This is a genomic window from Staphylococcus parequorum, assembly GCF_039237145.1.
GTDB classification, from domain to species: domain Bacteria; phylum Bacillota; class Bacilli; order Staphylococcales; family Staphylococcaceae; genus Staphylococcus; species Staphylococcus equorum_A.
In genome coordinates, this window is sequence record NZ_CP150682.1 from 2,182,176 (window position 1) to 2,191,188 (window position 9,013).

Genomic DNA, 9,013 nt, shown 5'->3' on the forward strand with positions numbered 1-9,013 from the left:
AATTTATATACCGTCCTTTTAATTTTTAGTTTAGTTTCCGTTTCTAATTGCTTGTACAACATCGTTAATACTTGGGTTAATAAATCGTTTGTCACTTATTGTCACGTTTTGTGAATGTCTAATTTTTGTTTCATATAAGCTTGATGGTTCTGCATTCAGTACATAATCAAATTGCTTTTGACCATCTTGTTCAGTTTCTTCTATAGTCATCCTTGCTAGTACATCTGATTGGCTTACTACTGCTTTTTTAATCTGTTCTTGCGCTTCAATTGTGATAGTAGGATTAATTGTTCCACCCTCATCATCTTTGTCCTTATTGATGCCTTCATGACCACTAATAGCTAAATGGAATTGGTATTGTTCTTGTAGCTTAGAAATGTATCTATACATACTTACTATTCGAGTAGCTGTTTCACCCCAATCATTGAATGTGGCTTTACGTGTCTTACCAGCCATTACATCGTCCATTGTTATATCTCTAAGTTTTTGTATTGTTTCAATAACTACTACATCAATTTGCTTACCATTATTTCTAAGCTGTTCTAATATCTGGGGAATCATTCTTATTACATAAGAGAAATGTTTATAATTCTTAACCGCCACTACTGCACCATCCTCTGAAACTGTCGTACCATCTTCGTTAATATCAAGTACAAGTGCGTTGTTATCTTTAGTTAAAAAAGTAGTTTTCCCAGTTCCAAACTTTCCGTATATCGCAAACTTATAAAACTTATTCGCATTCTGTTGGCTAATATCCTTAACACCTAGTTGAGTTAAAAGATCTACTTGTTCATTGTTTTGTTCAGTCATTTATCTCAACCTTAAACTTTGAGTTTGTTTAATTTCCACACCATCAACATCGTTGTTTTCTTTAATGTGTTTCAATAATGATTTTTTATCTAACTTAGGCGCTTGTGAAAGCCAAAAGTCACTTGGTATGTGTTTTTCTTCAATTACATTTAAAGAAGGTGGATTGTTTTGAATGTTGTAACTGTTCAATGCTGTTTTAAATTTAGTCTTACCTGTTGATTCCATAGACTCTTTCAATGATTTTTTCAAGCGATCAATACCATTCTTGTTAGTTGTCTTACGTTGTTGTAGCCTTTTGATTTCGTCATCTATGGCTTTGTTGTCACTCTCTAGTGATTTAACAACTGATACATAACCATCTGCCTTATCTTCTAAAGCGTCGTTTATGCTATCTAGTGTGTCGTTTAATAGTTGTTCATCACCTTGTTCTGCTATTAAGTCGTAAACTTGTTTATAATTGTCAGTTAGATTAAATAATGTACTCATTTATATTCCTCCTACCATGTCATCACAGCGCTCATTACTCTATCTGCTTCATCTGTGTTCTCATCTATCCATTTGAATACGGATTGTTCTAAGATTTCTCTTGCAGTGTTTAAGCCTAGTTCTTCATCAGATACTAAAATTTCATCTATAAATAAGTTGTCTAATGTTTCAACAGATATATTCGCTTCAAATTGAGTCTTCTTTCTAACACGTAAGACGAATTGGAATCCTTGAACATTGATTACCTTCTTGTTTTCATCATTGATTCTGTAATACATTTGACTACCTCCGTTATTTAGGTGTATATTTAAGTTGTATATTTTGTTAATCGTTCCTGACTGTTACTTGCTGGTACAAGTTTCAGTCTTTTTTTCTGTCTTTAGATAGTTAATCCAACTGTCCCAAGCCATGTAGCTAAAGCAAACGGCTATCCAATAGATTAGAAACAAGTGGATAAAGTCTTTCGTGAATATCAAAGCTATGAAGAATACGACTATAGCAGTTGACAATGCTAGTAAACCTCTCATTTAATCCCTCCTTATAAATTAGTTTCTTTAATGAATATTTTCTGTTCTATAAAATCGATTGCTGGTCTTACTTTGATGTAACGTTTGTTTCCTTTTCCAAATCGGTACATACATGCTTCTTGGAACTCTTTGTTTGGATATACTTTATCTTCAAGGTCGTCCCTAGAAATACCACTGATATTTATAAACTCTTTTGCATCTGCAAATCCGATATATTCCATTTAAATCGACTCCTTTCTGGTATAATTTATTTATCTGTGTGCAAAGGTGGTGAGAAATATGAAAGCAAAAGATAAAGTTTCTGCATTTGGTGAATTTTTTTTAGAAGCTTACGAAAGTGATAGTGATTTGTTTTTAATTGTTAATGGTTCATTTGTTACAGGTGCACCTTACCTGACAACCGAATCTGATAATTCGCTTCAACGTGAATTACATTCATTAACAGATGATTTAGTTAATGATGAAGAACCGTTTCAAGGTTTACATTTAAAAAATGTAACTGTAACCTCTGGTTCTACAACATTCCCATTAGATCACTTGTTTGTTTATTTCGATTCGATTGATGCTTTTTCTTTGATGGAAAAAGAAAGTTAATATTCACTTCACGTTCAAGCAATTGTTCTATTATTGTTACGGCAGTATATAGTATGATTGCTGTTTTTATTGTGTTTAATGTGTTCATTCCGTTTCCTCCTATTGTTCGATTGTTGGTAATACGTCATTTTCTTTTAGCAAGTTGTAAATGAACAAACGCCCTTTTTGCGTCCACTTAGTATTCATTCTCACTGATGTACTTCCATCTTTATGTTCAATTTCTGTAGTAGATGAATGTGTATAACCTTTATCATGTAAATTTGAGTAAAGCAGCCACTGTCCAGATTGTTTGTACTGTACTTTTAAATCGTGAAGTAGTTTGTTCAATCCTTGTGCAGACATGCCATAATCCTTAGCTATCTGTCCTACTGTTACTAAACTCTTATTTTGTAAAATTGAATCAAGGTATGATGCTTTAGGTTCAAATTCTGCAATTTTTTGTTTACTCATATTGTTTTCAAGTTGTAACTTTTCGTTTTCTTCAACTTTCACCAGTAATTCAGTTAAAGCTTCTTTATAAGATCCTGGCAATTTGTTTTGAATTTGTTCTTCCATTTCGTTAAAACGACTAACGTAAGCCAACTTGAAATCGTTATGACCTTGAATGTTAAACATATATATTGTGAAACCATCTTTAGTTAAAAGGTATTCTTTATAACTTCTTCTTTGTCCCTCAACTTTGTAGCTGCTTGGTATAATTAGAGAACGAACATTTCCGTTTTCTAAAATCATTGTTTCCAAACTGTCTATTACATCACCGTGTCTTCTTCCTAATTCTTCTGCTACTGTTCTACTTGAAACTACTGGACCTAATTCTGAATTACTTTCGATATTGATTGTTTGTAATTCTTGCATTTGTTTTCCTCCTATTAAGTTGATTGTTTTTCTTTTGAAAACAGGTATTCTATTTCGTACTCTGGAAAAAATTGGTTCTTAATAAGTAACGCCTCTCCAAACTTAAAATCTGAAATTCCGTTAATCTTATCTGAAACTGTTTGATATCTTACTTCTAATAAATCAGCGATATCTACCAGAGATACTTTTTTTTGTTTTCTGACATCTTCTAAGTTCGACAACATAGTACCTCCTCCTTAATACGAATTTTCGTACTAAAGTTTAAAAATTTTAGCAACCTTGTCGATTGCTTAATTACAATATATACGAATTTTCGTACTAGGTCAATACTAATTTTCATATTTTTATTCAAAAATTGACTTGATATACGATTTTTCGCATGTTATTATATAGGTACAAATTAGAAATGAGGTAAACGAATATGACTAAAGAAAAAGATTTGAAACGTCTAATGGAAATAAAATCAGGTAGTGTGAAGGCTTTTTCAGAAGAAGTCGGTTTAGCTTATACAACAGTTAGATCTATTTTAGAAAGAGGAGTATTTAACGCTAAAGTAGAAAACGTCATCAAAATTTGTAAAGGATTAGATATTAAACCAGAAGATTTAATGGGAATTGAAAAACCTAAAGCAGAGTCTTCAATAGAAACTTTACCAGTTAAGAAAATTCCAGTTGTATCTCAAATTTCTGCTGGACTTCCAATATATAGTGAAGAAAATCTAATTGATTACATATACTTTGCAAAAGATAAAATCAGTTTAGATAAAGAAGAATTTGGATTGAAAGTTTCTGGAGATAGTATGAATAAGATTTTCGATGAAGGAGACGTTGTAGTAATCGAAAAAGATTCAATTGTAGAAAATGGTCAGCTAGGAGTAGTAATGATTAACGGATATAACGCGACGGTTAAAAGAATAAGATATAACAAAGATCAAATTATCTTAATACCTGAATCTAACAACCCCAATCATTACCCACAAGTATATAGCGCAAAAGATGAAGTTAAAATAGTTGGTAGAGTTGTAGCGAGTCAAAAATTATTCTAATACTAGCGACCTTCGTGGCGCTTTTATATAAAAGTTATTATTAAGGAGAGTGTATGATGGACAAAGATTTGAAAAATTTAAATAGTTTGAATAATTCGAGTTATAAAATTAAATGGTATGAACGTAATTGGGTAATAATTTTAGCGCTCATATTCATCTATCCAGTAGGTATTGCTTTAATGTGGAACTTTAAAAAATGGTCATTTTGGTTAAGAGTGCCTATTACCGCTTTATTTGTAATAATTTATTTTGTTAGTTTTGGAGGTGCCGATGAAACCAATGATGAAACTAACGATGAAGATTTAAAGACAGAACTAGAAGCAACTAAATCTGAAAACAGAGATTTAAAGAGTGATATAAAAGATTTAGAAGATAAAGAAAATGATACAACTAATATAGATGAAGAAACTAGTGAAGAACATAGTCAGCAAGAAGAAGTAACAACGACTGAAGAATCAAAAAATGAAAATGATACAGAAAAAGATACAGGCAAAGCTAGTCGTGAAGAAAAAGCAGCTTTGAATTCTGCTGAAACATATTCAGATATGATGCATATGTCAAAAGCAGGTATCTATGACCAATTAACTTCTTCTGCTGGTGATAAATATCCTAGTGATGCAGCGCAATATGCAGTTGATAATTTAGAAACAGATTATGAAGAAAACGCATTGAAATCTGCTGAAAACTATATTGATATGATGGATATGTCAGATGATGAATTATATAATCAACTTACTTCAGATGCTGGAGACAAATTCACAGAGGAAGAAGCACAATATGCAATTGATAATATAGAAGATTAACTTCACGGGCAGTCACCACTGCGCTATATATTTTTGTCTAAAATTTGATATTGTTTTTTATAAACTGAAGTTATTATTTAGAATTTCAATATAAATGATTAGGAGAAAGTAAAGTGAAGAATAAAGATAACAGTGCAAAAGCTCTTCTTATCATATTACTACTTGGTATTATAACTGCTTTTTTTGTATAAAGAATATTTAATATTAATAGATCGACTATTAAAAATCATCCTATAAAATCTTTAATTTAAAAATTACGCTAGACGTGCAAACTACCTTATTACGCATAATTATAGAAACATATCATTATAAAATAAGTAATTCACATAAATTATCAAAACATGTCGAGTTAGTTGAAAAGTAAGTATTTAAAGTTATAAAGTATTATAAAAAGCAGTATGTAATCAAATTCTAACTATTGGAATTTTTCAACATCATAATGTAGTTTGATACAGCTTAAATTATAATAATTATTAAGGAGAATGTATGATGAGAAGAAATGAAAAGGAATATTTGAAAGAGCATTTTTCAGAAGCAGATGAATTCATTGAAATATCTATGCAAAATGGAAAAGAAACTGTATTAATTATTGAAGATAAGGCATTTAAAATCTTTAATTTATTCATAAAAAAAGATAAAATAAAACAAAAATATGTTGAAACACACGAAATAATCGATGAATTTATATTAATCCCTAATGAGAAAGTTGTAAAAGATGATTTTGTCTTATCTAGCAAATATAATTCAAACGGAAAAATAATTCGTATTACTAGCAAAGAAAGCCAAAAAAAATTCGAAGAAATTTTAGAAAAAAATGGAAATATTATTGAAAATACAAACAGAAGTTTCTTTAATAAAATTATTGGGTTTAGAACTAAAAATATTGGAAGATAGTTATTACTAGTATCACATATTTAATATTAATAAAAAACAAGAAACTGCTACTAAATAAGAAAAAATAGTTAAAGAAGACGATTTAGACAAGTCAAAATTCGGTTTAGATATGGCTAACTTAGGGCATTTAACTATGCCCTATATATTTTTATCTTTTTTAGGAGGAAAGTAATGAAAAAGTCCATAAATATAAACTTTGAATTGCCAGATGATTATTTAATAATAACTAAAGATGAATATGATTATCTATTAGGGAAAAATAAAATTACAAATAAAACTTGGTGGAATATGGAAGACTTGATGTACGAAACCAATGAGAGTAGAAAGTGGCTTATGAACAACTTAATCAAAAACGAGGTTATTTGGCCAGAAATAGAACCATTCACTTATCTACCAAAGCACAACAATGAGGAATACAGGTTTATAAGTCGTGAGATGCAAACTTACTTAATAGAAAATTTCAAAAGATTAAAGGAGGATTAAGTAAAATGGCAACTTTTACAGTGACAAAACGAAAAAATAAAACGTCTACTTCGTGGCAATACGATGTGAAAGATTCAAGTTTTAAGTCGGGTAAAAAACGTAAGTCTGGCTTTAAGACCAAGGCAGAAGCTACTTATGCAGCGCAACAATTGATTAGAGATATTGAAGACGGGAATAATATAGAGGATAACAAAAGGTTTGAAGAATATTATAGAGATTGGTTGTTAGCGAATGGGAAAAATAAACTTGGTGAGAAACAACAATATTGGTATGATCATGCACTTGATTTATTTCTAACTCATTTTGGTGAAGATATTCTAATTAAAAACATTACTAGAAATGAATATCAAAAGTTTATTTCTAATTATGCAAATGGCAGAACATCAGAAACAGTTAGAAAAGTACATTTGTATATATCTAGTTGTATTAAAGATGCTATATATGATGGCTATTTGAAGAAAGACCCAACTTATAAAGTGAATTACAAAGGTACTAAATTACCTAAAAAAGAAAGTGTTAAGTTTCTTACAATATTAGAGTATGAGCAGTTAAGAAAATATTTCAAAAGGAAAGATGATAAAAGCACACTTGTGTTATATATTCTTTTGATAACTGGTGCGAGGTTTTCAGAAGTAAATAGAATGACTTATAAGGACTTATATTATAAACCTGGTTTAATTCATTTGCCTGGAACTAAAACAGAAAACGCAGATAGAGAAATAGAAATATCTGACATTGATTTAAGCTACATTAAAAAAGCAATTTCAAAACAACCACAAAAGATTAATGGTGATTTATTTGGATTATCTCAAACTGCTATATCTAAAGTGTTTAAAAAAGCAAAAAACGAATTTAATATCAAAGATGAAATCACACCTTATTCATTAAGACATACGCATGCTAGTTACCTTATTAGTAAAGGAATATCGATTGAATATATTAGTAAAAGATTAGGACACGCAAGCATAGCCATTACACTTGATGTTTATACACATTTACTTGATGAACATAAAAAAGAGCAAGGTCAACGTGTCAGAGAATTATTCTCTTGACACATATTTGACACTCACTCTCTTGAAACGTTGTCACAACAACGGGTTATAGTGTCCTGGGAGGGATTCGAACCCCCGACCGATGGCTTAGAAGGCCATTGCTCTATCCAACTGAGCTACCAGGACATAATCTTTTTGAACACAAGAATAATTATATCTAACTTAGCCTAATAAAGCAATACTCCAAGCATTAAAAATAAATATGATTTTTCACTATAATAAACCTTTTATCTCATTTTCATACTTTTTTTGAAATTTAAATTAAAACAACCGCTGAAACTGCCATATTAATTATTTATTCTTTTTAATAATATATAGGAGCGCATATCCATAATGACTCGAATATGCGCTAATCATATTATATACTAAATGTTTCACTATCAATTATATCGTGATTTCGATTACGGAAATTTAATTTTGCGCTTTGTTCTTCTTCATTGATCAATAGCTCTGCATAAGTTTCTTCAACTCGGCTTCGTGATTGTGAAATACTACCAGGATTGATAACATGAACGCCGCCAATATTTTCATATTTTGCTACATGTGTATGACCATAAAAAGCAAATTTACAACCTAGCGCCGTAGCCTTTTCAGCTAATTTCATTCTTGTACGATTAACGCTATATAGATGACCATGCGTGGAGAAAGCATGAATGCCATTTTTTTCTATTTTTTCTTCATTTGGAAATTCTGGAGAAAAATCTGTGTTTCCTTTCACTCTATGAAAATGACTTAGTTCACTATCATCATAAGCAAATTCAGAATCGCCTAAATGCAATGCAACATCTGCATCTTCATGATGATTGATGACATCAAAAAGCACGCCTTGTTCAGTGTGATTGTCACTGACTATAATCCATTTTGTCATTAAGCATCACCTTCTAAATAGTGTCGTAACTTCTCTATTGCTCTACCTCTATGACTTATTTCACTTTTTTCCTCAACAGTGAGTTGAGCCATTGTTTTATTCTTGTCATCTATATAAAATATCGGATCGTAACCAAATCCATTTTCTCCAATTTTATTTAATGTGATTTCTCCTTGTACTGTGCCTTTAAATTGAACTGTTTCTTCATTCGGCGTACTCATGCTAATTACACATACGAACTGTGCACTACGATCTGTTTCCCCGCCTAATTTGGAAAGCACTTTCTCTATATTAGCATCATCATCTTTAGCTGTGCCAGCATATCGAGCCGAATATACACCTGGCTCTCCATTTAAACTAAATACTTCAAGTCCACTGTCGTCTGCAATCACACGTTTGTTTAATGCTTTTGCCGCTGCTTCTGATTTTAATTTTGCATTGGCTTCAAAAGTATCGCCAGTTTCTTCTACATCAAAATCTTCAATAATTTCAGAAATACCTATGACATTAAAATCTGGGAAAATAACTTTAAAATCATTTATCTTACCTTTATTATTTGATGCAATTACAATATCTTCCACTATGATGTTCCCTCT

General features: G+C 30.7%; 14 protein-coding genes and 1 tRNA gene. 6 read left to right on the forward strand and 9 right to left on the reverse strand.

Annotated features, from left to right (window positions below; genetic code table 11):
- Window positions 1-30 precede the first annotated feature (30 nt).
- The 4 genes from AAA453_RS10710 to AAA453_RS10725 form a co-directional block, all read right to left on the reverse strand.
- Window positions 31-810: an ATP-binding protein gene (locus tag AAA453_RS10710; protein WP_427704896.1), complete on the reverse strand. Its 780-nt coding sequence runs from the start codon at window positions 808-810 to the stop codon at window positions 31-33.
- The gene (locus tag AAA453_RS10715) at window positions 811-1,296 is read right to left on the reverse strand and encodes a siphovirus Gp157 family protein (RefSeq protein ID WP_427704899.1); all 486 of its coding nucleotides are present in this window, start codon (window positions 1,294-1,296) and stop codon (window positions 811-813) included.
- Between the two features lie 11 nt (window positions 1,297-1,307).
- A complete protein-coding gene (locus AAA453_RS10720; RefSeq protein WP_427704901.1) occupies window positions 1,308-1,574 on the reverse strand; it encodes a DUF1108 family protein in 267 nt (88 codons plus the stop codon).
- A 260-nt stretch (window positions 1,575-1,834) separates the two neighbouring features.
- Window positions 1,835-2,044, reverse strand: coding sequence for a hypothetical protein (locus tag AAA453_RS10725; RefSeq protein WP_427704903.1), 210 nt, complete (start codon window positions 2,042-2,044; stop codon window positions 1,835-1,837).
- 58 nt (window positions 2,045-2,102) lie between these two features.
- Between AAA453_RS10725 and AAA453_RS10730 the strand changes: the two genes are divergently transcribed.
- On the forward strand, window positions 2,103-2,417 hold the full coding sequence (locus tag AAA453_RS10730; RefSeq protein ID WP_427704906.1) for a hypothetical protein: 315 nt from the start codon (window positions 2,103-2,105) through the stop codon (window positions 2,415-2,417).
- A 99-nt stretch (window positions 2,418-2,516) separates the two neighbouring features.
- Here AAA453_RS10730 and AAA453_RS10735 read toward each other — a convergent pair whose 3' ends face one another.
- Together AAA453_RS10735 and AAA453_RS10740 are read right to left on the reverse strand one after the other, a co-directional pair.
- Entirely contained in the window at window positions 2,517-3,272 is a 756-nt protein-coding gene (locus AAA453_RS10735) for a phage antirepressor KilAC domain-containing protein (RefSeq protein ID WP_427704909.1), read from the reverse strand.
- Window positions 3,273-3,286: 14 nt separating this feature from the next.
- Window positions 3,287-3,496, reverse strand: a complete 210-nt coding sequence (locus tag AAA453_RS10740) for an XRE family transcriptional regulator (protein ID WP_427704911.1) — start codon at window positions 3,494-3,496, stop codon at window positions 3,287-3,289.
- A 197-nt stretch (window positions 3,497-3,693) separates the two neighbouring features.
- Here AAA453_RS10740 and AAA453_RS10745 point away from each other — a divergent pair, with 197 nt between their 5' ends.
- The 5 genes from AAA453_RS10745 (at window position 3,694) to AAA453_RS10765 (ending at window position 7,549) form a co-directional block, all read left to right on the forward strand.
- Window positions 3,694-4,317 (forward strand): helix-turn-helix domain-containing protein, encoded by a 624-nt coding sequence (locus tag AAA453_RS10745; RefSeq protein ID WP_427704913.1) that lies wholly within the window; start codon window positions 3,694-3,696, stop codon window positions 4,315-4,317.
- Between the two features lie 56 nt (window positions 4,318-4,373).
- Window positions 4,374-5,120 (forward strand): Ltp family lipoprotein, encoded by a 747-nt coding sequence (locus AAA453_RS10750; RefSeq protein WP_427704916.1) that lies wholly within the window; start codon window positions 4,374-4,376, stop codon window positions 5,118-5,120.
- A 489-nt stretch (window positions 5,121-5,609) separates the two neighbouring features.
- Window positions 5,610-6,014 carry a hypothetical protein gene (locus AAA453_RS10755; protein ID WP_427704919.1) on the forward strand — a complete coding sequence of 135 codons (405 nt, stop codon included), beginning with the start codon at window positions 5,610-5,612 and terminating at the stop codon, window positions 6,012-6,014.
- Window positions 6,015-6,185: 171 nt separating this feature from the next.
- Window positions 6,186-6,497, forward strand: a complete 312-nt coding sequence (locus AAA453_RS10760; protein ID WP_427704921.1) for a DUF771 domain-containing protein — start codon at window positions 6,186-6,188, stop codon at window positions 6,495-6,497.
- 5 nt (window positions 6,498-6,502) lie between these two features.
- A complete protein-coding gene (locus AAA453_RS10765) occupies window positions 6,503-7,549 on the forward strand; it encodes a tyrosine-type recombinase/integrase (protein WP_427704923.1) in 1,047 nt (348 codons plus the stop codon).
- Between the two features lie 52 nt (window positions 7,550-7,601).
- On the opposite strand, the gene AAA453_RS10770 is transcribed toward AAA453_RS10765, so the two are convergent.
- The 3 genes from AAA453_RS10770 to AAA453_RS10780 all read right to left on the reverse strand — a co-directional run bounded on the left by AAA453_RS10770 (window position 7,602) and on the right by AAA453_RS10780 (window position 8,998).
- A tRNA-Arg gene (locus AAA453_RS10770) sits at window positions 7,602-7,675 on the reverse strand.
- 232 nt (window positions 7,676-7,907) lie between these two features.
- Complete coding sequence (locus AAA453_RS10775; protein ID WP_069816314.1) at window positions 7,908-8,417, reverse strand: YfcE family phosphodiesterase; 510 nt, start codon at window positions 8,415-8,417, stop codon at window positions 7,908-7,910.
- Window positions 8,417-8,998, reverse strand: coding sequence for an XTP/dITP diphosphatase (locus tag AAA453_RS10780; protein ID WP_427704926.1), 582 nt, complete (start codon window positions 8,996-8,998; stop codon window positions 8,417-8,419). The genes AAA453_RS10775 and AAA453_RS10780 overlap by 1 nt, the downstream gene beginning before the upstream one ends.
- Window positions 8,999-9,013 lie beyond the last annotated feature (15 nt).

Excerpts from the sequence above, each read along its gene's own strand:
- AAA453_RS10765 (WP_427704923.1), top strand. The coding sequence starts at position 6,503 with ATGGCAACTTTTACAGTGACAAAACGAAAAAATAAAACGTCTACTTCG.
- AAA453_RS10730 (WP_427704906.1), top strand. The coding sequence starts at position 2,103 with ATGAAAGCAAAAGATAAAGTTTCTGCATTTGGTGAATTTTTTTTAGAA.
- AAA453_RS10710 (WP_427704896.1), bottom strand. The coding sequence starts at position 810 with ATGACTGAACAAAACAATGAACAAGTAGATCTTTTAACTCAACTAGGT.
- AAA453_RS10740 (WP_427704911.1), bottom strand. The coding sequence starts at position 3,496 with ATGTTGTCGAACTTAGAAGATGTCAGAAAACAAAAAAAAGTATCTCTG.
- AAA453_RS10745 (WP_427704913.1), top strand. The coding sequence starts at position 3,694 with ATGACTAAAGAAAAAGATTTGAAACGTCTAATGGAAATAAAATCAGGT.
- AAA453_RS10750 (WP_427704916.1), top strand. The coding sequence starts at position 4,374 with ATGGACAAAGATTTGAAAAATTTAAATAGTTTGAATAATTCGAGTTAT.
- AAA453_RS10725 (WP_427704903.1), bottom strand. The coding sequence starts at position 2,044 with ATGGAATATATCGGATTTGCAGATGCAAAAGAGTTTATAAATATCAGT.
- AAA453_RS10760 (WP_427704921.1), top strand. The coding sequence starts at position 6,186 with ATGAAAAAGTCCATAAATATAAACTTTGAATTGCCAGATGATTATTTA.
- AAA453_RS10720 (WP_427704901.1), bottom strand. The coding sequence starts at position 1,574 with ATGTATTACAGAATCAATGATGAAAACAAGAAGGTAATCAATGTTCAA.
- AAA453_RS10775 (WP_069816314.1), bottom strand. The coding sequence starts at position 8,417 with ATGACAAAATGGATTATAGTCAGTGACAATCACACTGAACAAGGCGTG.
- AAA453_RS10735 (WP_427704909.1), bottom strand. The coding sequence starts at position 3,272 with ATGCAAGAATTACAAACAATCAATATCGAAAGTAATTCAGAATTAGGT.
- AAA453_RS10755 (WP_427704919.1), top strand. The coding sequence starts at position 5,610 with ATGAGAAGAAATGAAAAGGAATATTTGAAAGAGCATTTTTCAGAAGCA.
- AAA453_RS10715 (WP_427704899.1), bottom strand. The coding sequence starts at position 1,296 with ATGAGTACATTATTTAATCTAACTGACAATTATAAACAAGTTTACGAC.